Source organism: Mangrovibacterium sp. (assembly GCF_041596335.1).
Lineage (GTDB): Bacteria > Bacteroidota > Bacteroidia > Bacteroidales > Prolixibacteraceae > Mangrovibacterium.
The window spans coordinates 12821-37845 of record NZ_JBFHIT010000026.1 but is presented as its reverse complement, the minus strand read 5'-3'; the positions used below and the strand labels follow the sequence as shown (position 1 = coordinate 37845).

The following is a 25025-nucleotide window of genomic DNA, read 5'->3' as shown; positions in this document are numbered from 1 at the left end:
AATCAATTAATAGGCTACCGGCGTGCCGTCAATTACCTGGTCGAATCCTTCGGAGATGATAGTTGCACCAGCTTCAATGCCTTGCGTAATTTCAGTCATGTTGTTAATTGAAACGCCGGTTTTGAGATAGACTTTTTGCGCTTTTCGGGGTTGCTCTTCATCATTCACAATAAAGGTGTATTTGCCCCGAAAATCATGCTTCACTAAAAGCGAAGGAATGACAATGGCTGAATCGGCCACATAGTCGCGAATCTTCAGCACCGAAATCATATTGGGTTTAATCATTCCGTCGGGATTTTGCAGGTTTATGCGTACCCGGAAGGTTCGGTTATGCGGATCGATGTAGTTGCCGATCTGATCGATCGTCCCCTTTTCCTGGCGTCCGATCGCCGGAAATTCGATGAGTACGTTTTCGCGTTTGCTAACTTTGGTCAGGTAGGTTTCAGCAATGTCGCCGTAGATTTTTATCTTGCTGATATTGATAACTTTTGCGAACGGAATTTGTGGGCCTGCAATCTCACCTCTTTTCTGGAAAATCACATCCACTGTTCCGTCAACCGGTGCTTTTACTTCGGCCATATCCTTTTGGGCGAGCAAACTCTCCACGCGGCGCTCAAGTGTTTCCTTATTCGATTTGGCCTGCAGAAACTGGAGTTCTGATCCAATCTTTTGATCCCAAAGATTTTTTTGACGTTCAAAAGTAGTGGTGGCCAGCTCCAAACTGATTTGTGCTTCGGCAATACTTTGGTCGAGCATGTCGGTGTTGAGGGTGGCCAACCTTGTTCCTTTTTTCACAAAATCGCCTTCCCGTACTAAAATATCGGTAATTGTGCCGGCTCCTTCAGGACTCACGTTCACTTCCTGATCGGCTTCAACTTTCCCGGTAACCTCAATAAAATGCTCGAATAGTTGTGGCACTGCTGTCAAGGTTTGAACGTTGATGTATTCAATGTCGCGCATAGCATCCAGTTCGTCTTCCAGTAGTTTGATTTTTTCGTCTAACGTCTGGCGGTCATTTTTGTAATCGGCCAGTTGTTTGCGTTTAGCCTCGGGGCTGTTGTCGGACGTGGCGGCACAGGACGCCAGCAGCAAACCGATTATCGCGAAAAGCAGCAGTTTATTTGTTTTCATGTGATGTGCGTTTAATATTTTCATCTGTAACTAGTTTCTTTTTTTTATGGCCGGATCAAACTCGCGTGTGGCTGAAAAATTGTTCTATTTGGTGTTTATATTCGGAGCAACATGTTCGTTTCATTTTCCAATTGCTTTGTCTAAGTTAATTTTTGCCGTGAAGAGCTGCATGACCGAAGCTACCCATGAAGCCTGTGCCTGAATAAACTGACTTTCGGTTTGCGAAAGTTCAGTGCTCGACACAATTCCGTTGTTATACTTGATCAGGGTTTTGTTGTAGATGCGTTTTGCCAGCAGTTTATTGTCGATGTTGTTTTTTAGCTGGTCAACTGAGGTTTCCAGGTCGGCGATTGCCGTGAGGTAGTCTTTTTGAAGTGTTTGAACGGCTTGTTTTTGGTTGTTTTCAGCCTTCTCCAACTCAATGCGAGCTTTTTTTACTTTGGCTGCTTTATTGCCGGAAGTAAAAATAGGAACAGAAACGTTCAAACCCAACATGGATGAAGGATACCAGGGTGAATCACTTTTAAAAAGATTCCAGCTATCGCCATAGGCGGATTTGTTCCAGCTGTAGAAAGCACTAATTGTAGGTAAAAAGGCCGATTGTTCAAGTTTCAAAAGTTTAATCTGGCTGAGGCGTTGAGAGTCCGACAGCCGATAGTCGATGTGTGTCGTTAAATCCGGAATCGTCGTGTCTTCTTTATGCAAGAGCAATGGATCGATCATTTCGTTCAGGTTATCCATCAACGAAATTGTGCTGTTTACATCCACTCCCATCGTGTATTTTAGTACAATTTCAGCGATACGTATTTCTCGTTCAGCTTTCATGATCTCATTTTCCGAGTTCTGAACAATCAGCTTCAGTTGCTCCACATCTTGCTCTTCAACAAATCCGTTTTCAAACATGGCCTTTGTGTCGGCAAACTGCTTCTTGCTATTGGTCAGATTCTCCTGTAGTACCGATAAATTTTCACGGGCGATTAACGCGCCGTAATAGGCTTGTTCCACGGCATGGCGGATTTCAATCTCATTCTTTTCTCGAGCCTGAGTTGTAAGCTGTAAGTATAGTTTTGCCGACCCTATTCCTACAATGTATGATCCGTCAAATATGAGTTGGTCAACCTGAAAGCCAAAATCCGAACTGTATTTTTGGGCGAATGAAATGGGGTAGGTGTCTTCCACCGAGGCATCGTCAGGGATGCCAAGCACGGGCCAATAGTCTTTGGGAATAATGGCGACCGGGAATGGCGTTTTTCCGGCAGTAATATTATCGTTGTAGCTGGCCGATCCCGAGACTTGCGGAAGGCCTGTCGCAATGGTTTCCCAAACCTTCTTTTTTGCTGCGGCAACATCGAGCGAGCTGTTACGAATGGCGTATGAATGCTCCATGGCATAGGCTTTAGCTTCGGCGAGCGAAAAGAATAAGCTATCCTGGGCGGTAACGTGTCCTGCAGTAATGAGCATGAATGCAAACAGTAGTGATTGCCGTACGCTAATTTTCATTCTGAATTTTATTTAATTGTTGTTTGAAATATTGAATTCCTTTATCGGTGCAAATTCCATGGAAATGGTAGTCAACTGCTTTGTCGAATAGTTCAATGCTGTGGGTTTCCTGCTCCGTGAACAATCCGTAATCGGGATTAAACAGCAACAAAAAGCGACCAACGGTTAAGCGGGCAATAAAATGGGGGTCGACTTCCTGTCGAAATAAACCTTCTTTTTTGCCCTGTTCAATCAGGGAATAATCGTCTTCATAGATTTTCACGCGTTTGAAGTCCTCCATTGTCTGATAAATTGCCGGATAGAATCGCCTGAGATCATGCTCCAGATTACTTTGGAACAGCTTGAATAAATCCTCCATATGTTTGCGGATCTTCATCACCTTATCAATCGCATTTAAACCTTCGCCTTTAGTGAGATTGAAATTCGGATTGCAGATGAAAAATGTGTCTACAAACTCAGAAATAAGCGTTTCCTTGTCTTTGAAATGTTGGTAGAGCGTTTTTTTCGAAATACCCGCGTCGTGTGCGATATCGTCCATCGTCACACTCCTGATGCCATATTTGAAAAACAGTTGCGCGACCTTTTCCAGTATGATGTCCTTTTTTTCGTTCATTGTGTGAGCAAAGGTAGCTTTTAATCGCGGTGCAAAAAACTCTGGACACATTAAAAGTTTCCAAAGTTTGCGTTAAGCGAACTTGCCAAAGAAAATTGAAACAAAACTAGAGCAACAATAGTTTTGTTGTCTTCGCAAATCGGTCAACGACGATATAAGTCGATGAATGTGGTCGTGAATGCGGTCAACTATGGACGTACTAATCGAGCAAAGTCAATAGAAATTCTGCGATTTTCAGATCGTGAGGTTGCGTAATTTTAATGTTTTCGGGATTCCCGTCAACCAGATTGATTTCAACTCCCATCGCCTCGCAGACCGAAGCGTCATCAGTAAACAAAGGCGATTCGACTTGCTCGAATGCTTTCTTTATCAAGGTGCTTTGAAATGTTTGCGGAGTCTGTACCAGTCGAAATCGGCTACGGTCGACATGTTTGCTTCCTTTGGAGTCAAGTTCGCGAATCGATTCAACGATCGGCATTACCGGTAAAGCATTGCCTTTTGCGATTGCTGTTTCCTCACAATGCTGAATGGTAGCTGACGAAACAAGCGGGCGAACACCATCGTGAATAAAAACGAGTGCATCGTTCGAAACTTGTTTTAGGCCATTTCGCACCGACTGAAATCGCGAGTGTCCTCCGGCGACCAACTGGTGTGGAACTTTAAATTGATATTTTTGGCAGAGATCGTTCCAGTAATCGAATTGCGATTCAGGCAAAACCACAACAATTTTCAGGTTCGCATTGTAGTTGTTGAATCGTTCAATGCTATGCATTAGAATAACTTTTCCGCATAATTCGAGAAATTGTTTCGGGATCTCGGTTCCCATGCGGGTTCCGCTTCCTCCGGCAACGATCAGGGCAAACTTTTCCATAGACTAGTGTGTTCAGTACAAAAATAACAATACATTTAAAATTTCAGCGTTTAGCGAATTTGGAAACAATTAGATAGATACTATGCAAGCACTAGTTCAGTTTTTAAAGGGATTGAAGGAGAACAATACGAGAGAATGGTTCAACGATCATCGTACAGAATATGAAACAGCGAAAGAACAGATGTTGTTTTTTACTGAAATCATGATTCAGGAGATTCGCAAGTTCGATTCAGATATTCCGGCAATGGCTCCGAAAGATTGCCTGTTTCGCATTTTTCGCGATGTGCGGTTTTCGAAGGACAAAAATCCCTACAAAACCAATATGGGAAGTTTTATCGCTCCGGGTGGGCGTAAAAGCGAACAAGGTGGGTATTATATTCATTTCGAACCCGGTTCGTCGTTTATTGGCGGAGGTGTTTGGTGTCCGGGGCCAAATGTTCTCCGGTCTATTCGGCAGGAGATTTACGAGCATCCGGAAAGTTTTAAAGAGGTAATCGAAGATGAGGATTTCAAGCGTTTCTTTCCCGAAATAATGGGCGAGCAACTAAAAACGGCTCCCAAAGGATTTGATAAAGAGTTTGAAGACATTCAGTTGCTTCGATATAAATCGTATGCTTTTGGCCACGAAATGAACGACGATCAGGTTCTTGCAGCCAATTTGGTTGATCAGACCGTAGCTGTTTTCCGGCAGTTAAGTCATGTGAACCGTTTTTTGAACGACGCAATCGCGAAAAGACGATAATTTTTGATTACTGAACAATAAAGAAATGTTCGTTCGTCGGTTGAAACAGATGACTGGAGCAATAAAAAGCATTCGTTCATGATATTTCAATGGGAAAGGGGTCACATATTGAGAACCTGCCGTATTAACAGTTGGATTAGTTTCTTCCCAGACCAACCCATTTCATAAAAGAAAAAGCCGGAGATATTAACTTTCCGGCTTTTTTATTTTAGAATAATGTAATCGTTACGCTTGTTTCAGGGCGTTGTTTTTAATCAGCCATTCGGCAATTTGAACCGCATTTAATGCAGCACCTTTTTTTATCTGATCACCCACACACCAAAAGGTGAGACCTTTGGGGTTGGTAACATCTTTGCGCAATCGGCCAACATACACGTCGTCTTTTCCGGCAACAAACAAAGGCATTGGATATTCTTTGTTCTGCGGATTGTCAATTACGGTTAAGCCTTCAAATTTTTCAAAAGCTTCGCGTACCTGAGCAACGCTCAATTCTTTTTCGGTTTCAATCCAAATTGCTTCAGAGTGCGAACGGGCAACAGGTACACGCACACAGGTAGCGCTAACTTCGGCTGTGGTATGCATGATTTTTTTTGTTTCCCAGTTCATTTTCATCTCTTCTTTGGTGTAGTCGTTGTCCAGAAAAACATCAATATGAGGGATGATATTCATGGCCAATTGGTGAGAGAACTTCTCAATAGTCGGCTCTTCTCCGTTGGCAATCTGGCGGGTTTGTTCTTCCAGTTCGGCAATCCCCTGAGCTCCGGCTCCACTGGCTGCCTGGTAGGTTGCAACCTGAACCTTTGTGATTCTCGACAAGTCGTCAATCGGTTTCAAGGCCACGACCATCTGAATGGTTGAACAATTCGGGTTGGCAATAATATTGCGCGGACGTACCAGCGAATCTTCCGGATTTACTTCGGGAACTACTAATGGCACATCGTTATCGTAACGAAAAGCACTGGAGTTGTCGATCATAACAGCTCCGTATTTAGTAATGGTTTCAGCAAATTCTTTTGAAATCGATGCTCCGGCCGAGGTTAGTGCAATGTCAATATCTTTGAAATCGTCGTTGTGCTTTAGTTCTTTGACAGTCAGTTTCTTTCCCTTGAATTCATATTCAGCTCCGGCACTTCTTGCAGACCCAAATAAAACTAACTCATCGAGTGGAAAATTCCGTTCAGCCAGTACGTTCAAAAATTCCTGGCCAACCGCTCCACTTGCACCAACAATTGCAACTTTCATAGTTTGGAAAATTTTGTTAATTTAATTCATTAATAATCAGTTTCTACTGATAAAATACAAAGGCTCCAAAATTAGTTGTTTACTTTTAATTTTTCACCCGATGAAAGCTAAATCTTGTTATTTTCTTTTTCTGGGAATCATCTTGTTAATAATTGATACTTCGGGCCGGCCAATTTGGGTTGAAAATTTTGACCTCGCGGAGAAAGGATATTGGGGTGATGAAGATGGGGTTACAGTTCATTCCGACATGACCGGTGTTTCAAGATGGTTTCTCGATGCTTCGAATTGCGATTTTAAGGCAGCCAACGATTATGTGAAGACGGTGTCGACTTCCGGTGGGCGATTAGAAGCGCTGGATTGTGATGGCGAAGCTGTTTGGTCGTCAGAGTGGATTCCGATAGCAGGCGAAAGCAGTATTGATTGCCGGTTGGTGGCGCGTGAAACGGGCAGTGGAAACAATACGGCGAATAAGTATGTGCGTGTTTATTTCCGCCTGGATAACGGGGCGGAGCAGCTTTTTGAGACGAATGGCGAGAATGCCGGAAACTGGGGCGAGGCTGAAGTGAGTCAATGTGGTTTGCAGGGCGATTCGTTGCAAATTGTAATTCGGCTCAATAGTACTTATGCTTCTGATAAAGTGATTGTTGATGAGCTATTGGTTGAATCTGTCGAGCCGCCTTTGTTGCCCGAAAATCTTGCTGCTCAGGGCGATGTACTAATCAATGAACTTCTTTTTAACCCTTATTCCGATGCGGACGATTTTGTCGAAATCGTAAATGTTTCGGATAAAACATTGCGAACCGATCACCTGTTTGTGGCCACGCGCGATGCAGCCGGAGAACTCAAACAAATGGTTCCGGTAACTGAGTTCGCAGGTTTTTTAAATTCGGGAGCCTATTTGCTTTTGTGTGAAAATCCGGAAACGCTGATTGGATTTTACCCTGAAAGTTGTTCCGACAATTTTGTGCAGGTTTCCTTGCCATCTTTCCCGAATGACGATGGAGTGGTGGTATTGTTGAATGATTCGTTGGAAGTAATTGATGAATTTGGCTATTCAGCCGACATGCATCATCCGATGTTGGCCGATGAAAATGGCGTTTCATTGGAACGAAAATCTCTGGTTGAGCCAACCAACGATTCATCGAACTGGGCATCAGCGGCCTCTCTGGATGGCTTCGCCACTCCCGGATGTCCGAATTCTCAAACAACTTCCTCCATCTTGCAACAACCGGCTGTAACAATCGTTCCAAATGTAATTTCGCCGAATAACGATGGCTATAATGATTATGCCAGTGTCGGCTTTGAACTGTCCGGGAAGGATTATGTGCTGAATCTGATGATTTTTGATTCCTATGGACACCTGATTGATCAGCCACTAAAAAATGAAACGATCGGTTCGCAGTCGACCTGGATGTGGAGCGGAAAACGAGCCGATGGCAGCCAGCTGGCGGCAGGTATTTATGTGTTGTATTTCGAATTGTTGAGTTTGGATGGAGAGAAACAAGTATTCAAAAAAAGCTGCACAATCGTCAATAAGATTATTTAATTTTGAACTTAATCTCTAAACTGTTTAAATGAAACAAAACCTTTTATCCCTGTCGGTGAAGGAGCTCACTCGTTCGTCGTCGTTCGGGAAAAGCATTGCAACCACAATTATGCTCGTTTTCTTAGGTTTGTATTTCGCGCTCGTGTTTTTTTCGCTCGGTGTATTCGTCATTCCCGAAGCTTTGGCCAAACAGTTCCCGAATCAAGAGCTCACCAGTGTGCTCAATCGATATTTGCTGATCTATTTTGCTTCCGATCTGCTAATTCGGCAGTTCCTGCAGAATTTGCCGACCATTAGTTTCAAGCCCCTGAGTATTTTAAATATGAAAAGGAGGCGGATTGTGACTTACCTGTTGAATCGATCGCTGCTTCATTTTTTTAATGTATTGCCATTTTTCCTTATCCTCCCACTCTTTTTCAGAATTGTACTCCCCGACCACCCGGGAACAGGGGCGATTGCCTGGTTGGTAAGTATTGTGCTGCTTGTTCTCTCGAATCATTTTCTGAACACGTACCTGAAATGGTGGATCAACGAAAGCTCGTGGGGAATCTATTTATTTGTGTCACTTTTTGCCGGACTCTACGGAGTGAATTATTTTGGAATCCTCAGTTTAACGGAGCTTTTTGGCGCGTTTCTGGACTTTGTTATTCAGAATCCGACTATGGTCGTCGCTTTATTGGTGCCTCCGGTGCTTTGTTATTGGTTGAACTACAGGTATCTGAAATCAAACCTCTACCTAAATTTGGTTGAGAAAAAAGCAGGTGATGCAACGATTCGCGATTTTAGCTGGTTGAGCGAGTTGGGCGACTACGGAAAATTTATCACCCTGCATGTACATATGATCTGGCGAAATAAGCGTCCGCGCACCCAGTTTTTAATGACCGTTTTATTTCTGCTCTATGGCTTTCTGATTTATAAGAACGGAGAAAAAGGTATTCCGGAGGGTATTCTCATCGTGGGTGGCCTAATTATGACCGGTATGTTTACCATTTCGCTGGGCCAGTTTTTCCCGGCATGGCACAGTTCTTATTACGGGATGCTGATGACACAAAACTTCAAGATGAAGCAGTTTCTACAAGCGTTTTATTATATGAATGTGATTGTTTCGTTTGTGTATTTTGTGGTAACACTCCTCTACGGTTTGATTGATATTCGAATCGTCTATTTCAATACCGCCTTGTTTTTCTATCATCTGGGTGTCAATATGAATCTCATTTTTTACTTCGGAACATTCAGCAAAAAGTCTGTCGACCTTGGCGGGTCAGCTATGTTCAATTATCAGGGAATGGGAGCTACCCAGTGGCTAATCGCTTTTCCGCTGATCGTTGGGCCAATCCTTGTTTTTTATCTATTCAAGTGGCTTACTGATGCGACTCCGGCGCTCGTGATGCTGGGAATCATAGGGCTGGTTGGTATTGTGTTGCAACCACAGCTATTTAATTATTTTGAGAAAGCCTACAACAAACAAAAACATCGCCTGATTCGCGATTATAAAAACTCGTAATTATGATTGAAATTGTCAACCTGATAAAAGCTTATCATAAAGAAATTGTTCTCAATATTGATTCGCTCAATATTGAAAAAGGCCAGCTGTTTGGGTTGGTTGGTAATAACGGCGCCGGAAAGACAACCTTGTTCAACCTGCTGCTCGATCTTATTGTGCCCTCAAAAGGGCATGTGGTAAACAGCGGAGTTGTTGTGCAAAAGTCGGAAGACTGGAAAGCTTTTACCGGGGCTTTTATCGATGAAAGCTTCACGATTGGCTATCTAACTCCCGACGAGTATTTCACCTTTGTTGGCGAACTGCGTGAGATGAACCAATCAGATCGGGAGCTCTATCTGGCACAGTTCGACGGCTTTTTTAACGGCGAAATTCGAGGCAAGAAAAAATTCATTCGCGACCTTTCGAAAGGAAACCAAAAGAAAGTTGGCATTGCCGCTGCCATGATGGGGAAGCCGGAGGTGGTGGTGCTGGATGAGCCGTTTGCCAACCTCGATCCCAGTTCTCAATACAAATTGAGGGAGCTGATTAAAAAGCAGGCGGCCGACCACGGAACAACATTTCTGATTTCGGGGCATACGCTCGATAATATAACTGAAGTGTGCAGCCGGATTGTGATCCTCGAGAAAGGGAAAATTGTGAAAGATGTCCGCAAAACGGATTCAACCCTCAAAGAATTGGAGAATTTCTTTGCCGGAGTCACGGAACCCGAGAGTTTCGTGCTCGATTAGCGATTCTACATAAAATTTATCATCGGCCTGCTTTGTTTAGTGTTTAGCAATGCGAATGCAAAGGCTAAACAGGGCGGGTTTTCTTCATTTTTAATTTCACTTCCAATCTGTTGAATAACAAAGCACATTAACATACTTCAATTTAAGTAATTCGGAACACAGTGCATTTATCTTCCGTATAAGCAGTAAAGAATCACTCCCTGTACGTGAACCGTGTTCATCGTTTCCGCTATCGGAAAACTACTTTGGTGAAATCGTAATTGTCCTTTAGCCTGTTGGTTGCAACAGGTACTATTTAAAGTTCAGAGATACTGTAAAACCAATAGTCATGGAAGTCAGAAAATACCCACAGGTAGATCTGGAGCGTTATCACAATTTCTTTATAGAGATTGGACTTATTCTGGCTTTGGGAATTTGCTTCATCGCATTTGAATGGAAAACTCCGGTGAAGGAAACACAAAATTTAGGTGGTGTAGTTGTACAGGACATCGAAACAGAGATAATTCCCATAACCAGACAAGAACAGGTGAAACCTCCCGAACCTCCACCTCCTCCAAAGGTGGTTGAAGTTTTAAACATTGTGTCGAATGATGTGAACATCGAGCGGGAGTTGGAAATCCAGGATACTGAAGCCGACGCTCAAACAGTAGTGGAAGTAACACCGATTGCATCTGCTGTAAAGCCAGAGGCCGAAAAAGAAGTTGAGGAAGAGCCGATTTTCTACATTGTCGAGCAAATGCCGGAATTTCCGGGTGGCGAAATGGCCTTGCGTCGTTATATTGCCGATGCAATAAAGTACCCTGTAATTGCTCAGGAAAACGGTATTCAGGGAAAAGTTTATGTCAATTTTATTGTTGGAAAAGATGGCCGCGTGACCAATGCAAAAGTCATTCGGAGTGTCGATCCGGCATTGGACAAAGAAGCTTTGCGGGTGGTTAACAGTCTGCCACAATGGAAGCCCGGATTGCAACAAGGCGACCCCGTTCGGGTGTCATTTAGCGTTCCAATTAGTTTTGTATTGCAATAAGCTGGGTTGGGACTAATTCACAAAGCTGTCCGTCTCGGGCAGCTTTTGTTGTTTCGGGTGGTCGGTAATCAAAAGTCAATTATCAGATCCGTTTTTGTCTGGGCCTATTATCTTTGTTGGTATGATGGATAACAACACTATTGCGGCAGAATTGCTTGGTTATCGTGTCGGGTCGACAAAAATTCTGGAGGCTGTTTCTTTTCGTTTGGCGAAAGGTGAGTCGATGGTGATTTGCGGAAGCTCGGGCAGTGGAAAAACGAGTTTGGGACGTTTAATAGCCGGACAAATTCAACCTGGTTCAGGACGATTGGAAATTGATGGTGGCTTGAATCGGTTGATGGTAGATCAGCAGGATCATTTCTTATCGTTGTCGGGGCGGCGAAGTACTTATTATGGGCAACGCTATGAGAATCAAGGCATGGAGAATTCACCTTCAATCCGTTCGTACCTCGAAAAAGTGGCAACAAAAGCAAATTTAAATGTTTCAACCGAAGCGATTGATCAGGTAATGGAAAGCATGCACATCGCTCATATCCACGATCGTAAACTTCTGCAACTAAGTAGTGGCGAACGAAAACGAACGCAACTGGCAGCCGCATTGCTTCAGAAACCAGATATCCTGGTGCTCGATCAGCCGTTTGTTGGGTTAGATGTGGAAGCGCGGAAAACACTTGCCGGGCTGATCGCCAGGCAGATGCAGCATGGAGTCTCATTCGTTTTAATTTGCTCGGCAGGGCTCGTGCCCAAAGAGGTTAGTCGGGTGTTGGAACTTCATCAGGGGAAACAACAGCAATGGTGTTCGATCGCTGATTTTAAGCCGAGCATTCCTTCTTACAAAGGAATGGCTGAAGCGCAATCGCCTGAGCTATTGGCTTCGATGCCGATGCCGGATGAGCAATTCGAAGACATCATTCGGATGCGAAACGTTAACGTGACGATCGGAGGCAAGCAGATTTTAAACAACGTAAACTGGCAGGTAAAACCGGGCGAACAATGGGCTTTACTCGGGCATAACGGAGCTGGCAAAACCACCTTGTTGAGTTTGGTGACGGCTGATAATCCGCAAGGATACACAAACGATTTGGTGTTGTTTGATCGGCAGCGCGGATCGGGCGAAAGCATTTGGGACATTAAAAACCGGATCGGATTTGTGTCGCCCGAGTTACACCTTTATTTTTTGAGAGGCGAAGGAATTTTCAATACCATTCCGGGACTACAAACCAAAGCTCACGCCCATTACGATGCGTTGACATGTTTAGAGGTGGTTGTTTCAGGGTTCCGGAATGAGATTGGTTTCGCGACGGCACCAACCGATTTGGAGCGCGATTTGGCTGAAAAGTGGTTTCCGGCTCTGGGACTTAGTCATCTGAGAGACCGACTGTTTTTGCATGCCTCGCTGGGCGAGCAGCGTTCGCTGTTATTAGCGAGAGCGTTGGTAAAGTCGCCTTCTTTGTTGATTCTGGACGAACCCTGTCAGGGCTTGGATAATGAACAAACCTCCCGATTTGTGCATTTACTCGATCAGGTTTGTCGTCACCTAAATACAACGATGGTGTATGTAACCCATCATCGGTCGGAGATTCCGGGATGTGTGTCGAAGCTGCTGGAGCTGGCTGATGGTGGCGTCAGTTATTCGGGGGCGTTTTATTAGAATCATTTAACCCAAAAAATACGTTGAACCCTGAATTTCGGTTATTTTTGTATGAACAATAATTCTGGAATTCTATGAACAATAACTTTTTTGTAAAATCTCACGGACTGGGCAACGATTACATCGTTATGGACGGTCGGAAAGTAGACTTTGAATTTACGGTAAAAAATATACAACTTATCTGTGATGTCCATTATGGTATTGGTTCCGATGGCATTTTGGTACTCGTAGGTAGTAGCCGGGCTGAATTTGGACTCCGAATTTTAAATCCGGATGGTTCGGAAGCTGAGAAAAGCGGAAATGGCTTGCGGATATTTGCCAAATTCCTGTTTGATTGTGGCTACACGGCAAAAACGTCTTTTTCGATCGACACACTTGGTGGTGTGGTTCAGGCCGAAATTATTGAGAAAGACAAGGGCAAAGCCCGGATGATTAAAGTTGATATGGGGAGCGCCATTTTCGAATCGGAGAAAATACCGGTGAAAAGTGAGAATGCCGAGTGTTTGGACGAAGTGCTCGAACTCGACGGCACGAGCTACCTTATCGATTGTGTCTCAGTTGGTAATCCGCATTGTGTTGTTATTAAAGACGAGCTGTCGGTTGACGAGATTATGAAATATGGCTCGCAGATCGAGAATCACCCAAAATTCCCCAATCGCATCAATGTTCAGTTTGCCAAGGTGCTTTCGCCCGAGTTGGTTGAAATACTGATTTGGGAACGTGGAGCCGGTTGGACATTGGCCTCCGGAAGTTCGTCGAGTGCAGTGGCCGCGATAATGGTCAAAAAAGGCTTGACCGAACGCAAACTAACCCTGAAAATGCCGGGAGGCGAACTTAAATTGCAAATTGATGAAGACTGGCAAATCCATATGACCGGAGAGGTACGCGAAATTTGCTCCGGTGTTTTGAGTGATGAGTTACTGCGCGAGCTAGGCGCTTAATTTCAACCTTTTTTGAGAGCTGCAGGGTGGCATTCAGATACCAGAAGTTAGATCTTGTTTAATAAATCAACGATTTTATTTGAACAAAAAAGCGAAATATTTGTCAATTCAATCGGTTTACAACCCTGTTGCTGCGGATTTGAAACTAAATCGTTCGATTTATTGATATCTTTGCCGTCCAGTCAACTTGAGCAGAGTAAACTGTTGATCTGGTAAAATAGTATTTAAAAATCACAAACATATGATCGGGAAAAAGTTACCCTTCACAAAAGAAGAAATTGAGAAAGTAATAGAAACGCACCCAACGCCTTTTCATATTTACGATGAAAAAGCAATGATGGAGTATGCCCGCAAGTTCAACGAAGCTTTTTCGTGGAACGAGGGGTTCAAAGAGTATTATGCCATAAAAGCGGCTCCGAACCCCTACTTAATGAAGCTTTTGCGTAAAGAGAGTTTTGGGATCGACTGTAGCTCGATGGCCGAGTTGGTTCTGGCCGAACGTTTAGGCATGCGTGGCGAAGAGATCATGTTCACATCGAACGACACTCCGGCTTACGAGTATCAGAAAGCGATGGAGCTGGGTGCAATCATCAACCTGGATGACATTAAGCACATCGACTATTTGGAAGCCAATGCCGGATTGCCCGAGCTGGTTTGTTTCCGCTATAATCCGGGAGCCTTAAAAGAAGGAAATATCATCATCGGAAATCCCGAAGATTCGAAATATGGTTTTACCCGCGAGCAATTGTTCGAAGGTTATGAACGACTGAAAGCCAGAGGAGTGAAACGATTTGGTATTCACACCATGGTGGCTTCAAACGAATTGGATGCTAACTATTTTGTGGAAACAGCGGATATTATTTTCGATACAATCGTGGATTTGTCGAAAGAGCTGGGTATTCGGTTCGAGTTTGCCAACCTCGGTGGAGGGATTGGTATTCCCTATAAGAATGAACATAAACCGGTTGACCTGAAGGTGGTTAGTGAAGGAATCAAAGAACGTTACGAAAAATACATTGTAGCCAATGGACTGGATCCATTGAAGATTTTCTTTGAGTCGGGGCGTGCGATTACTGGTCCTTACGGATACTTGGTTTCCGAAGTATTGCACATTAAAGAAACCTATAAGAAATATGCCGGTTTGGATTCGTGTATGGCTAACCTCATGCGTCCGGCGCTGTATGGTGCTTACCATCACATCACAATTTTGGGGAAAGAAAAAAGCCCTTGCAATACCATTTACGATGTAACCGGCTCACTTTGCGAAAACAACGACAAATTTGCCATCAACCGCCTGTTGCCGTCAATTGATCCCGGTGATTTGGTGGTGATTCACGATACAGGTGCGCATGGGCATTCCATGGGATTCAACTACAACGGTAAATTACGTTCGGCTGAATTGTTGCTGCGCGAGAATGGCGAAGTGGTTCAAATCCGTCGGGCCGAAACGCTGGAGGACTATTTTGCGACCCTGGATTTCGAAGGAGTAAAAGATTTTGAATAATCCAAATTGATAGGTAAGAAAACCGGGAGCAGCTGTTGCCCGGTTTTTTTGTGTCGAAATGTCTCCGCTTCGAGTCTTTTTTTAACTTTGACTTATGACTAAGCCTTTGAAAATTGGGTTCGATGCTAAACGGGCCTTTCTAAATTCAACCGGGTTGGGAAGTTACAGTCGGAATACGATTTGTGCACTGTGCGATCAGTATCCGGAACACGACTACTTTTTATATACAACCAAGGTTCAGAAGGGACTATTTGAAGTGCCGGAAAATGCTGTCTGCATTTCACCCAAGGGAGCGTGGTGGAATAGCATTAAGCCAATTTGGAGAACTTATCAGGTAACAGAATTAGCCAAAGAAGCCGGTTTGGATATCTTTCATGGACTGAGTCACGAGTTACCGGTAGGTCTGCATCGATCCCGTATAAAGCAAGTGGTCACCTTCCACGACCTCATCATTCGGCGCTTTCCGCATCTGTACCGTGCTGCCGACCGACGAATTTATCATCGTAAATATCGGCATGCAGTTGATGTTGCCGACAAGATCATCGCGATTAGTCGTCAAACAAAGAACGATTTAATCGAATTTATGCAGGTTGATGAATCCAAAATCGCCTTGCTGTATCAATCGATAAATCCGATTTACTTTGAAGACTCTTTAACAGATGATCGGGAATTTACCCGCCTTAAATACCGGTTGCCCAAGCAATTTATTTTGATTCCGGGAACCATTGAAAAGCGGAAAAACCAGGAACGTGTACTGAAAGCTTTAGTCGACCACCGGATTGAAATGCCAATTGTTGTGGTTGGTAAACAAACAGCTTACATGGGTAAATTGAAGCCTTTGGTAAGGCAACTCGAAGGGCGGATCATGTTTCTGACTCAGGTGAGTAATCACGAGTTGGTTCATCTTTATCAAATGGCTGAACTGAGTATCTTTATGTCGCTTTTCGAAGGGTTTGGTTTACCCGTTGCCGAAGCGCAGGCTTGTGGTTGTCCGGTGCTGACTTCAAACCGAAGCAGCATGCCCGAGGCTGGAGGCGATGGTGGATTTTATGTCGACCCGGAGGACACCGAAGAGATTGCTTTGGGAATAAATGTGTTGCTGGGCGACGAGGCAACAAGAAATCGGCACATACAGCTCGGACGAGAAAATGCCGAACGTTTTCGCCCCGAGCTATATGCTCGTGAACTGATGAAAATATATCAAAATTTATAAGATGCAGGATGATATTAAACAAGCACTAGAGGTGCTGCAAAAAGGTGGCGTGATTCTGTACCCGACTGATACAATTTGGGGAATTGGGTGCGACGCGACCAATGAAGAAGCTGTTAAACGTGTCTACGAAATCAAGAAAAGAGCCGATTCGAAAAGTATGCTGGTGCTGATGGAAAACATCAATTTGCTGGAGCGTTACATGGACGAAGTTCCGGAAATAGCTTATAGCCTGATTGAAGTGACCGATAAGCCGATGACCATAATTTATCCGGGTGCAAAAAATCTGGCGAAAAACTTGCTGGCCGAAGATGGCTCAGTTGGCATTCGGCTGACTGACGAAAAGTTCTCCAGGGCACTGATTCAGCGCTTTCGAAAACCAATCGTATCGACATCGGCTAATATTAGCGGCGAGGCATCGCCAGCTTGTTTTGCGGAAATTAGCGACGATATTAAGCGGTCTGTCGACTATGTTGTGGCTTACCGTCAGGACGATACAACTGCCGCAAAACCTTCCAGCATTATTAAGTTGGGCGTTGGCGGAGAAATAAAGGTTATTCGGGAATAAAAAAAGCGATTCAAGAAAGCCTTTCTGGTTCGTGATTCCCAATTCGTTAAGGAATCTGCACTGCCAATCAGAGATCCTGAAGCATGTTCAGGATGACGATGGTAAATTGAACCGTGGGTCTTTTTTGAATCGCTTCTTTTCCGGGACGAAACGCTACAACTCTTTCACGTTTCCCGATCCGGCTATAGATTGGTCAATTCGGGGATTTCCGTTGTACAGCACATCTCCCGATCCGGCAATGCGCGCAATCAGGCTGTTGTTGCAGTGGATTCGTGCACTTCCCGATCCGGCAATCCGTACTGTAACATCTTCTGCTTCAAAGTCTTCGCCATTGAATCCTCCCGATCCGGAAATCGTAATATTCAGATCCTGAGCTGATTCGTTGCCATCTAGTTCCACGTTGCCACTGCCCGAGATCGTCGTTTTTATACGCTCAGAAACCAAGTCGTCCAGTTTTATGCTACCACTGCCACTGGCGGTCAGACTCAGAATGCGCGAATTGATCGGCCCGTCGTTGATGATATCGCCTGAACCGGAAACGGTGAGAGCGGTGATGTCGGGCACGGTGATGAAAATCTCGATTTTACCGGTTTCGAAATCTTTCCAAAGTAAGTTTTTGGTTTTGAAGCGGATAATCAACTGGCGATCTTTCACCTCTGTTACGATTTGGTCCAGAGTGGATGCTTTACCAACCAGTTCCACCGATTGTTTGCTCCCTTGTTCCAAGTGAAGCTTCCCGGGAACTCTCAACGTAATTTCGGAGAAGGCAGCCAGCTCGCGAATTTCGTCTGCGGCTTGCACCTGGGTTGTTCCTATGATCAGCAGCACGATCAACAACAGATTTTTCATTCTAGTTTTCATGTGTTTCATTTTAATTGTTTTCTGTTTTCGTTCGAAAAAGCACATGCCAAAAGCCGTTCTCAGAAAAGAAAGCTTGCATGTAAGGGAAATTTAAAAATTACAGATCGAAGATTCCCTCCGGGCATTGCAATTCCATTTCTCGTTTTTCTTCATCAAAACGAGTCAGGAAATCCTCATTGAAAGGAACGAGTACTTCTTGCTTGTTGTATTCAACCGATAAAATTAAGTTTCCGGCGTAATCGTTGACTTCAAGAATTGAGCCAATCTTGCCCCTTTCGGTATCGAACAAAGTATAGCCGACCAAAGCGTGAAGCGACAATTCTTCAGCATCGTCAATCCAATCGTCTTTGTGGATGTAGACCGATGTTCCACAGATTTTACGAGCTTGCTCTTCATCGTCAATCCAATCGAATAGGATGAGTGCGGTTTCGCCCGAACGGAATCGAAGTCCTTCATCCTGAATGAAAAACGGAACCAGAAGCCCGTCGATTTCGAGGAAAAGTGTTGGCATTTCTTCGAGGCTGCTTTCGTATTCCGGTTCGAACTGAAGCACTACTTCGCCTTTTATGCCATGCGGTTTTTGTAGGTAGCCGATTTTCAGGCAATCAACTTTGGGTATTGTTTCCATATAAGCAAATTTATAAAAAGCGACAGACTTTCCGACCGCTTCAATTCATCAGGTGTATAAATATCGTTTGATGTTCCGTTTTGGTGTTTTCTCAAATTCGGTTTCAACCAATTCAATTTGAGAAATTTGGCTGTATTTGGCCAGTTCTTTATTCACTTTTACCCGGTAGTCTTCCATGATGCGGGCAATTTCTTCATTTTTAGTATGATGAATCTGAAGGCTCTCGTAATCGGGAAAGACCAAGGCAACGAGCTTGCCCTCGCGGTCGACCACCACGCTTTCGAGTATGAAATGCTGGCTACTCAGTTTGGCTTCAATCTCTTCGGGATAAATGTTCTGACCCGATGGGCCAAGCAGCATGTTTTTGCTACGTCCGCGAATGTAGATGAAGTTATTTTGGTCGGTAATACCCAGGTCTCCGGTGTGGAGCCAACCCTCCTCGTCAATAGTTTGTGCGCTAGCTTCCGGGTTTTTATAATAGCCCGACATTACATGGGCGCCTCGCACCAAAATTTCACCAACTTCGTTGAACGGATCGGCCGAGTCGATTTTCAATTCCATACGGTCGACCAATTTACCGGCCGAGTAGGGACGGGTTTTGCTCCATTCCTCGTACGAAATCAGTGGTCCGCATTCGGTCATTCCATAGCCGATGGTGAACGGAAACTTAATTTTTCGGAAGAAATCTTCCACTTCGCGGTTTAAAGCTGCTCCACCAATCACAATTTCGTAGAACCGACCACCGAAAGTTTCAACCAGTTTTTGTCTCACCTTTCGATGCAGCATAGTTTTTATGACCGGTACTTTTAACAGGAAGCACATCAACGGTTTTTCCAGCGCCGGTTGAACTTGTTTGTGGTAAATTTTTTCGATCACCAACGGAACCGACAAAATCAAGTGTGGTTGTATTTCCTTGAACGCTTTTACAATAATCTGAGGTGTGGGCGCTTTGGTCAGGAAGGTGAGATGGCAGCCGAGCGATACCGGAAAAAGGAACTCGAACAGCAGACCAAAAACATGAGCCATGGGCAGAAATGAAACAATCTTTTCGCCTTTTTTCAACGGCATTCTTTCGCGTGCAAAACGAATATTTGATTTCAAGCTGCGAACCGGGAGTATCACTCCTTTGGTGAAGCCTGATGTGCCCGATGTGTAGGAGATCACACAAATGTCGTCGTCATCGACCTCAGTTGGCATAAAAACCTCGGGTGAAAATGCCGGACGGCCGGTGTTGTGTTGTCGCCAAAAGTGAAAGATTTCGTTTGTTTTTGCCCAGATCGGTTCCATTCGTTGCAGGCTGACAACAGCCGTTAGATCCGGCATTTCGGCCATATCCAGTTTCTCCGAAAACTGGTCGCCTGAAAAAAGGATTTTGGATTCGCTGTGACGGACAATGTGATGAATATCAGCCGGGTTGAAGTCGGGAAGTATGGGCACCGCGACCGCTCCGTAGCTAATGGTAGCCAGAAACGTAATGGCCCAATGCGACGTATTTCGGCCCAGAAGCGCCACTTTGTCTCCTTTTTCTATTTGGCACTGTTCAAAAAATCCGTGTATTTGGTAAATCAATTTGGCGCCGTCGCCATAACTGTAGTTAATTCCTTCGTAATCGGAAAAAGCTGGTAGTTCCGCATTTTCCAGAAATGATTGCCTGTACCAGGCGATTAATCCCTTTTCATTCATGGCCTTATCCTTCAATGTCAATTTTCACCAATCTGCCAGACTTCCAAATTTAAATTCAGAATGCAACTAGCTTTTTAGGTCTCAAAAATCAGTAGCAAATGTAGGATTTTCTTCCTGTTATCCGAATTTCGGGTTTTGTAATCCTAATGTGTTCAGTTAAATGGTAAAAAAAGCGCTCCAGTCAACAAAAAAGAAATCGGTTGAAAATCAATTTCAGATGCTGGGCTTTTGTTGATCTATTTGTTGCTAAGTGTAAGAAATACAGAGTAGTGTGCGAACTCGTGCTGTTGGGAGTTGCTGTTGGTGTTTGTAGTGGCCAGGTATAACACCAGAATAAGGAGCTGAATGACAGAACCGATGAAGCTTATCGGTCTCATTTTTACGACTTTTTTTATATTTTTACCGCCTTGTTAACTTTTAATCCAAAAATTGAAAAGACTATGAAAAGAATTTTATTCCTCCTGCTTGCTGTAGCGTTTTCGGGTGTAGTTTCGGCCCAAAATATCCAGACTCATTATGATATGGGTGATGGTCGTGGTTATTTAACAACTACCGTTGAAATGTTTCGTCCTGACAAATTGGGAAGCACCTTCTTCTTCGTTGATATGAATTATGGAGCTGGTGATGTTGACGGAGTTAGTGAAGCCTATTGGGAGATTGCCCGTGCGTTCAAACTGGGCGAATCGTCACCTTTTGCCGCTCACGTAGAATACAATGGTGGTTTCGGACAGTGGAAAGATGGAGCTTTTGAAGGCCACTATCAAATTGCCGACTGTTGGTTAGGTGGTGTGGAGTATAGCTGGAACGCGGAAGACTTTTCAAGAGGCTTTACGTTACAAGCACTGTATAAAAATATTCGTGGAGTTGATGACGCATCTTTTCAGTTGACTGGTGTTTGGTATCTGAATTTCCTGAAAGGTAAAATGACATTCAGTGGTTTTGCCGATTTCTGGAAAGAAGAGACTGTTTATGGTGATTTTGTTTTCCTGACAGAACCTCAAATTTGGTACAACGTGTGTCCACATTTCTCGTTTGGTGGAGAGGTTGAAATTAGCTCGAACTTCGCCGGGAATGATGGTTTCATGGTGAACCCGACTGCAGCTCTGAAATACACCTTCTAAAGTTAATTAGCGATGCAAAATTTCTTCAAACTAAAAGAAAATAATACAACGGTAAGAACCGAGATTCTTGCCGGGGTTACCACGTTTATGACCATGGCCTATATTTTGGCCGTTAACCCCGATATTCTTTCTGCTGCCGGAATGGACAAAGGAGCTGTATTTACAGCTACCGCTTTGGCTTCGGTTGTTGGTACTTTGGTGATGGCCTTGTTGGCACGCCTACCGTTTGCGCTTGCTCCGGGTATGGGGCTGAACGCTTTTTTTGCCTTCTCAGTTTGTTTGGGAATGGGGCACAGCTGGCAATTTGCGTTGACCGCAGTTTTCATCGAAGGGATTATCTTCCTGCTGTTGACCGCTTTCAATATTCGCGAGATGATTGTCAACGCGATCCCAACCAATATAAAACATGCCATTTCAGTCGGTATCGGTCTTTTTATTGCCTTTATCGGTCTTAAAAATGCCGGTGTGGTGGTTGCAAACCCTGCTACGTTTGTAAGCCTGGGCGAAATTACCGATCTGGCAGGTAATGCCGGAGCTTTAATCGCTTTGCTCGCGTTGGTAATTACGGGTGTTTTGCTGGCCCTTCGGGTGAAAGGCGCTTTGTTGATCGGAATTTTGGTGGGTACTGTTTTGGGTATTCCTTTCGGTATCACTCATCTGCCTGAATCATTCGATTTTACGCCTCCGTCATTGAGCCCTATTTTCATGCAATTTGAATGGGCAGAGATGATCACAACAGACATGTTGCTGGTGGTATTCACTTTCCTGTTTGTTGATATGTTCGATACGGTTGGAACCCTGATTGGTGTTTGCTCAAAAGCGAATATGCTGGATAAAGAAGGTCGTGTGCCACGTGCAAAACAAGCTTTGTTTGCCGATGCGATCGGAACAACTGTTGGCGCGGTGTTGGGAACATCAACCGTTACAACTTATGTTGAAAGTGCTGCCGGTGTTGCCGAAGGTGGTAAAACCGGACTGACAGCTTTAACAACCGCTTTCTTGTTCGCGTTGGCTTTGTTCTTTTCTCCAATTTTCCTGATGATTCCGGGTGCAGCTACCGCTCCTGCTTTGATTCTGGTTGGTGCGATGATGATGAGCCCAATCAAAAACATCAATCTGGATGACTTTACCGAGTCGATCCCTGTTTTCCTTACAATTATTATGATGCCATTGGCGTTCTCAATCGCCGAAGGAATTGTGTTTGGTATGTTGTCGTATGTTTTGTTGAAACTATTGACCGGGAAAACCAAAGAGATTAGTCCGATTATGTATGTGCTGGCAATTTTATTTGTCGTCTCATTCTTTATATAAGAATATTAAAATCAGTTGATTGATTGAAGGAGTAGCCTGTTGGTTACTCCTTTTTTTGTGGCAGCTAGCAAGAAAATTGTTCTCCGCTTTTTTCACATCGAAAATTTTGTATTTTTGTCGGCACACGCGGGTTGTTAGCTCAGTTGGTTTAGAGCATTACCTTGACAGGGTAGGGGTCACTGGTTCGACTCCAGTACAACCCACAAAAGTTTTAATTCAAAACAAATCGAAGTCCGGCAAATCATACGATTGGCGGACTTTTTTATTTCCAGGGTTAATATCCCTCGTGCATTATAGACCGGTCGGTTTTAAAGGTATCCTATTGTCAACCTGTTTGCCTTCAGTTACATTGTTCGCTAATTTGGGTGGCTGGCTGAAGTGATCAACGAAGATCGGGATTGTATTGATTTGCCGGCGCTGATGTGGTGTTTTCGGAGAAAAACGATGTTGGCAAATCGGAGCTTTTGTTTGCCGTTTGTTCCAGTGGAAATAGGATTGTGAACGTAGTGCCGATGCCAGGTGTGCTATCAATCCGGATTTCGCCATGGTGTTTTTGAACGAAGTCTTTTACCAGGATAAGTCCCAAGCCGGTTCCCTGTTCTCCTGAGGTTCCAGGCGAGCTGGAATGCATTTCCAGGGAATACAGGTTCTCGACTTTTTCAGGCTTCATACCTATTCCGTTGTCGGATACAGACAAAACAACGGACTTCCCATCTTTATAGAAGTCAACTTTAATTTCACCGTTCTCATTACAGTATTTAATGGCATTCGAGATGAGATTCCTAAGAATGGTTTTTATCATGCCTTCGTCGGCTTTGAATTGCAAGTCGTGTTCAATGTTTGTAGCGACGCTGATTTGTTTCTTCTCGATAGGAGAAGAAAAGAGGCCGATGGTTTCGTTTATAATCTGGCTGGTAGAAAGGAATTGGGGATTAAATTCCATGCGTTGAAGTTGAGAACGAGACCAGGCCAGCAGATTGTTCAACAAGGTGAAACTGTCGCTTAATGTTTGATTAAATGCCGATGCGTATGTTCCCACCGTCTCATAGTTTTTGGCTTCAATCTCTTCAATCAGAAATTCGCTTAAACCCAGAGCTGAGCCAATCGGCCCCCGAAGGTCGTGTGCAACGATGGAGAAAAACTTGTCTTTCGTGGCGATAGCCTCATTCAACTGATCGTTTTTGCGACGCAGTTTGGTGTAGAAAAAATAAATGATTCCGGCAATAAACAGAGCCAAAAAGATGGCTGAGATCATGATGATCTGCGAGGTTTGATGCTGGCGCAATCTTAAAAAGGTAATTTCGTGCTGTTTCTCTAGTTGAGCTATTTCGTTGTTTTTCTCATCGATTTCGTAAATGGACTGCAGTTGCTCCATTTTTATTTTAATTGCACCAGAGAGAAGGGAATCTTGAAGTTCGATCTGCTTCTTCTGCATAGCGACCGCTTTAGATAGGTTCTTCAAATTCAGATAAACCTCCGACAAACTGGAGTATATGTCAGATTGAGCTTTTTTTTGATTGTTGGCAATCGCCATATCAAGTGCAAGATTTAAAACGTTGAGCCCTTTCTCAGTTTGGCCTTTCCCAATATAGCACAAGCCCAGGTATTTATACACATGTGGTTGCCCCATCAGATCGCCGGTTTTCTTTTTTATTGCCAGCGATTTGTTCAGGTATTCTTCCGCTGTCGAAAAGTTATTTCGGCCGTATTCAATTATCCCAAGATTTTTGTACGCGTTCGCGATGCCATATAGCGAACCGTTTTCGGTGAACGTATTCAGCGAATAGTGAATGTTTTTTGACGCTTCCGAATAGTTGCCGGCTTTCATGTTCAACAGCCCGATTTGCTCGTAGCAAATGGCGAGACCTCCTTTGTGTCCATCAATTTCAGCAACCTTTTTGTAGACTTCCAGCGCGTTTTCAAAGTGTTCGCCGGCTTTGTCCGGCAGTGCCAAATCTACGTATATCAGTCCAAGCAGATACGATGCCCAGCCGGCACCTTCTGTAAAACCGGTTTTTTCGTAATTGAGTTTTGCTTTAATAATGTATTCAATTGCCCGGTCGTACAGACAGTTGGTTCGGTAAATATTACCCATGATTGAGTAGGCGGTACCCAGTGCTTTTTGGTTTCCCGCGAGATGTCCGAAGCGCATGACATTCCGAAACGATTCAAGCGCCATCGATTCCTCGCCCTTGCTTTGGTGTATGATGCCTTTGCGAAGCATAATGTCGGCCATTAACCATTTGTCGTCGATCGTGTTTACAATGGTCAGTGCCGAGTCGTAATGAGCGAGTGCCTGATTGAAGTTTTCACCGGTTTCGTATACTTTTCCCAGGCTGAAGTATCCCTGTTCGATCAGGGAATTGTCTTTGGTTTTCTTTGCTGCGGCCAAGGCTTTCTTTGCGATGTTTTCGGCTTCAACCTGGTGTTTTCCCGCTAGTTGAACTGCCAGCTCCAGTTGGGTTGAAATTTTTTTTGTGCCGCTGCTGTACAATGCGGCATTACGCAGACTGTCGATTTTTGTAGCACTGAAAACAGAGGGATGAATGGACAAATTAAGCCACAACAAACTAATTAGAAAGGGAAATATGCGTAGTTGTTTACCAGACATCTTAATAAGCGCGATTTATAGAATAAACGGCA

The 25025-nt window shown here is 44.1% G+C and carries 22 protein-coding genes and 1 tRNA gene; 13 read left to right on the top strand and 10 right to left on the bottom strand.

The features are described from left to right. Positions 1-6 precede the first annotated feature (6 nt). The 4 genes from ABZD21_RS10830 to ABZD21_RS10815 all read right to left on the bottom strand — a co-directional run bounded on the left by ABZD21_RS10830 (position 7) and on the right by ABZD21_RS10815 (position 4115). Complete coding sequence (locus tag ABZD21_RS10830; protein ID WP_372775003.1) at positions 7-1131, bottom strand: efflux RND transporter periplasmic adaptor subunit; 1125 nt, start codon at positions 1129-1131, stop codon at positions 7-9. 120 nt (positions 1132-1251) lie between these two features. Beyond that, the gene (locus ABZD21_RS10825; protein WP_372775002.1) at positions 1252-2631 is read right to left on the bottom strand and encodes a TolC family protein; all 1380 of its coding nucleotides are present in this window, start codon (positions 2629-2631) and stop codon (positions 1252-1254) included. Then, the gene (locus tag ABZD21_RS10820) at positions 2621-3244 is read right to left on the bottom strand and encodes a TetR/AcrR family transcriptional regulator (RefSeq protein ID WP_372775001.1); all 624 of its coding nucleotides are present in this window, start codon (positions 3242-3244) and stop codon (positions 2621-2623) included. Before ABZD21_RS10820 ends, ABZD21_RS10825 begins: the two co-directional genes overlap by 11 nt. Before the next feature lie 199 nt (positions 3245-3443). Continuing rightward, a complete protein-coding gene (locus ABZD21_RS10815) occupies positions 3444-4115 on the bottom strand; it encodes a 2-C-methyl-D-erythritol 4-phosphate cytidylyltransferase (protein ID WP_372775000.1) in 672 nt (223 codons plus the stop codon). Between the two features lie 82 nt (positions 4116-4197). Here ABZD21_RS10815 and ABZD21_RS10810 point away from each other — a divergent pair, with 82 nt between their 5' ends. Next, positions 4198-4857: a DUF2461 domain-containing protein gene (locus ABZD21_RS10810; RefSeq protein WP_372774999.1), complete on the top strand. Its 660-nt coding sequence runs from the start codon at positions 4198-4200 to the stop codon at positions 4855-4857. Positions 4858-5082: 225 nt separating this feature from the next. On the opposite strand, the gene ABZD21_RS10805 is transcribed toward ABZD21_RS10810, so the two are convergent. Further along, a complete protein-coding gene (locus ABZD21_RS10805) occupies positions 5083-6099 on the bottom strand; it encodes an aspartate-semialdehyde dehydrogenase (protein WP_372774998.1) in 1017 nt (338 codons plus the stop codon). 100 nt (positions 6100-6199) lie between these two features. Here ABZD21_RS10805 and ABZD21_RS10800 point away from each other — a divergent pair, with 100 nt between their 5' ends. The 9 genes from ABZD21_RS10800 to ABZD21_RS10760 all read left to right on the top strand — a co-directional run bounded on the left by ABZD21_RS10800 (position 6200) and on the right by ABZD21_RS10760 (position 16778). Continuing rightward, complete coding sequence (locus ABZD21_RS10800) at positions 6200-7645, top strand: gliding motility-associated C-terminal domain-containing protein (RefSeq protein ID WP_372774997.1); 1446 nt, start codon at positions 6200-6202, stop codon at positions 7643-7645. Positions 7646-7673: 28 nt separating this feature from the next. After that, positions 7674-9149 carry a DUF5687 family protein gene (locus tag ABZD21_RS10795; RefSeq protein ID WP_372774996.1) on the top strand — a complete coding sequence of 492 codons (1476 nt, stop codon included), beginning with the start codon at positions 7674-7676 and terminating at the stop codon, positions 9147-9149. Positions 9150-9151: 2 nt separating this feature from the next. Beyond that, a complete protein-coding gene (locus ABZD21_RS10790; RefSeq protein WP_372774995.1) occupies positions 9152-9877 on the top strand; it encodes an ABC transporter ATP-binding protein in 726 nt (241 codons plus the stop codon). 328 nt (positions 9878-10205) lie between these two features. Continuing rightward, positions 10206-10904 (top strand): energy transducer TonB, encoded by a 699-nt coding sequence (locus tag ABZD21_RS10785; protein WP_372774994.1) that lies wholly within the window; start codon positions 10206-10208, stop codon positions 10902-10904. A gap of 121 nt (positions 10905-11025) precedes the next feature. Beyond that, positions 11026-12555, top strand: coding sequence for an ATP-binding cassette domain-containing protein (locus ABZD21_RS10780; protein WP_372774993.1), 1530 nt, complete (start codon positions 11026-11028; stop codon positions 12553-12555). Positions 12556-12629: 74 nt separating this feature from the next. Beyond that, complete coding sequence (gene dapF, locus ABZD21_RS10775) at positions 12630-13496, top strand: diaminopimelate epimerase (RefSeq protein WP_372774992.1); 867 nt, start codon at positions 12630-12632, stop codon at positions 13494-13496. A 241-nt stretch (positions 13497-13737) separates the two neighbouring features. Continuing rightward, entirely contained in the window at positions 13738-15000 is a 1263-nt protein-coding gene (locus ABZD21_RS10770) for a diaminopimelate decarboxylase (protein ID WP_372774991.1), read from the top strand. A gap of 94 nt (positions 15001-15094) precedes the next feature. After that, positions 15095-16213 carry a glycosyltransferase family 4 protein gene (locus tag ABZD21_RS10765; RefSeq protein WP_372774990.1) on the top strand — a complete coding sequence of 373 codons (1119 nt, stop codon included), beginning with the start codon at positions 15095-15097 and terminating at the stop codon, positions 16211-16213. A 1-nt stretch (position 16214) separates the two neighbouring features. After that, positions 16215-16778 carry an L-threonylcarbamoyladenylate synthase gene (locus ABZD21_RS10760; RefSeq protein WP_372774989.1) on the top strand — a complete coding sequence of 188 codons (564 nt, stop codon included), beginning with the start codon at positions 16215-16217 and terminating at the stop codon, positions 16776-16778. 153 nt (positions 16779-16931) lie between these two features. Here ABZD21_RS10760 and ABZD21_RS10755 read toward each other — a convergent pair whose 3' ends face one another. The 4 genes from ABZD21_RS10755 to ABZD21_RS10740 form a co-directional block, all read right to left on the bottom strand. Beyond that, on the bottom strand, positions 16932-17639 hold the full coding sequence (locus ABZD21_RS10755) for a head GIN domain-containing protein (protein WP_372774988.1): 708 nt from the start codon (positions 17637-17639) through the stop codon (positions 16932-16934). A 97-nt stretch (positions 17640-17736) separates the two neighbouring features. Beyond that, the gene (gene rimM, locus ABZD21_RS10750; RefSeq protein ID WP_372774987.1) at positions 17737-18267 is read right to left on the bottom strand and encodes a ribosome maturation factor RimM; all 531 of its coding nucleotides are present in this window, start codon (positions 18265-18267) and stop codon (positions 17737-17739) included. A 48-nt stretch (positions 18268-18315) separates the two neighbouring features. Further along, on the bottom strand, positions 18316-19971 hold the full coding sequence (locus tag ABZD21_RS10745; protein ID WP_372774986.1) for an AMP-binding protein: 1656 nt from the start codon (positions 19969-19971) through the stop codon (positions 18316-18318). A 215-nt stretch (positions 19972-20186) separates the two neighbouring features. After that, complete coding sequence (locus tag ABZD21_RS10740; RefSeq protein WP_372774985.1) at positions 20187-20327, bottom strand: hypothetical protein; 141 nt, start codon at positions 20325-20327, stop codon at positions 20187-20189. Positions 20328-20390: 63 nt separating this feature from the next. On the opposite strand from ABZD21_RS10740, the gene ABZD21_RS10735 reads away from it, so the two are divergent. The 3 genes from ABZD21_RS10735 (at position 20391) to ABZD21_RS10725 (ending at position 22585) form a co-directional block, all read left to right on the top strand. Beyond that, entirely contained in the window at positions 20391-21071 is a 681-nt protein-coding gene (locus tag ABZD21_RS10735; RefSeq protein ID WP_372774984.1) for a DUF5020 family protein, read from the top strand. 12 nt (positions 21072-21083) lie between these two features. After that, positions 21084-22382 (top strand): NCS2 family permease, encoded by a 1299-nt coding sequence (locus ABZD21_RS10730; RefSeq protein ID WP_372774983.1) that lies wholly within the window; start codon positions 21084-21086, stop codon positions 22380-22382. A gap of 128 nt (positions 22383-22510) precedes the next feature. Beyond that, a tRNA-Val gene (locus tag ABZD21_RS10725) sits at positions 22511-22585 on the top strand. Between the two features lie 179 nt (positions 22586-22764). On the opposite strand, the gene ABZD21_RS10720 is transcribed toward ABZD21_RS10725, so the two are convergent. Next, positions 22765-24993, bottom strand: coding sequence for a tetratricopeptide repeat protein (locus ABZD21_RS10720; RefSeq protein ID WP_372774982.1), 2229 nt, complete (start codon positions 24991-24993; stop codon positions 22765-22767). Positions 24994-25025: the final 32 nt, after the last annotated feature.

Bases quoted from the DNA above. Each gene is read 5' to 3' on its own strand.
- ABZD21_RS10730 (WP_372774983.1), top strand. From the start codon at position 21,084: ATGCAAAATTTCTTCAAACTAAAAGAAAATAATACAACGGTAAGAACC.
- ABZD21_RS10760 (WP_372774989.1), top strand. From the start codon at position 16,215: ATGCAGGATGATATTAAACAAGCACTAGAGGTGCTGCAAAAAGGTGGC.
- ABZD21_RS10820 (WP_372775001.1), bottom strand. From the start codon at position 3,244: ATGAACGAAAAAAAGGACATCATACTGGAAAAGGTCGCGCAACTGTTT.
- ABZD21_RS10815 (WP_372775000.1), bottom strand. From the start codon at position 4,115: ATGGAAAAGTTTGCCCTGATCGTTGCCGGAGGAAGCGGAACCCGCATG.
- ABZD21_RS10785 (WP_372774994.1), top strand. From the start codon at position 10,206: ATGGAAGTCAGAAAATACCCACAGGTAGATCTGGAGCGTTATCACAAT.
- ABZD21_RS10810 (WP_372774999.1), top strand. From the start codon at position 4,198: ATGCAAGCACTAGTTCAGTTTTTAAAGGGATTGAAGGAGAACAATACG.
- ABZD21_RS10735 (WP_372774984.1), top strand. From the start codon at position 20,391: ATGAAAAGAATTTTATTCCTCCTGCTTGCTGTAGCGTTTTCGGGTGTA.
- ABZD21_RS10740 (WP_372774985.1), bottom strand. From the start codon at position 20,327: ATGAGACCGATAAGCTTCATCGGTTCTGTCATTCAGCTCCTTATTCTG.
- ABZD21_RS10720 (WP_372774982.1), bottom strand. From the start codon at position 24,993: ATGTCTGGTAAACAACTACGCATATTTCCCTTTCTAATTAGTTTGTTG.
- dapF (WP_372774992.1), top strand. From the start codon at position 12,630: ATGAACAATAACTTTTTTGTAAAATCTCACGGACTGGGCAACGATTAC.
- ABZD21_RS10805 (WP_372774998.1), bottom strand. From the start codon at position 6,099: ATGAAAGTTGCAATTGTTGGTGCAAGTGGAGCGGTTGGCCAGGAATTT.
- ABZD21_RS10765 (WP_372774990.1), top strand. From the start codon at position 15,095: ATGACTAAGCCTTTGAAAATTGGGTTCGATGCTAAACGGGCCTTTCTA.
- ABZD21_RS10795 (WP_372774996.1), top strand. From the start codon at position 7,674: ATGAAACAAAACCTTTTATCCCTGTCGGTGAAGGAGCTCACTCGTTCG.
- ABZD21_RS10830 (WP_372775003.1), bottom strand. From the start codon at position 1,131: ATGAAAACAAATAAACTGCTGCTTTTCGCGATAATCGGTTTGCTGCTG.
- ABZD21_RS10790 (WP_372774995.1), top strand. From the start codon at position 9,152: ATGATTGAAATTGTCAACCTGATAAAAGCTTATCATAAAGAAATTGTT.
- ABZD21_RS10825 (WP_372775002.1), bottom strand. From the start codon at position 2,631: ATGAAAATTAGCGTACGGCAATCACTACTGTTTGCATTCATGCTCATT.
- rimM (WP_372774987.1), bottom strand. From the start codon at position 18,267: ATGGAAACAATACCCAAAGTTGATTGCCTGAAAATCGGCTACCTACAA.
- ABZD21_RS10770 (WP_372774991.1), top strand. From the start codon at position 13,738: ATGATCGGGAAAAAGTTACCCTTCACAAAAGAAGAAATTGAGAAAGTA.
- ABZD21_RS10780 (WP_372774993.1), top strand. From the start codon at position 11,026: ATGATGGATAACAACACTATTGCGGCAGAATTGCTTGGTTATCGTGTC.
- ABZD21_RS10755 (WP_372774988.1), bottom strand. From the start codon at position 17,639: ATGAAAACTAGAATGAAAAATCTGTTGTTGATCGTGCTGCTGATCATA.
- ABZD21_RS10800 (WP_372774997.1), top strand. From the start codon at position 6,200: ATGAAAGCTAAATCTTGTTATTTTCTTTTTCTGGGAATCATCTTGTTA.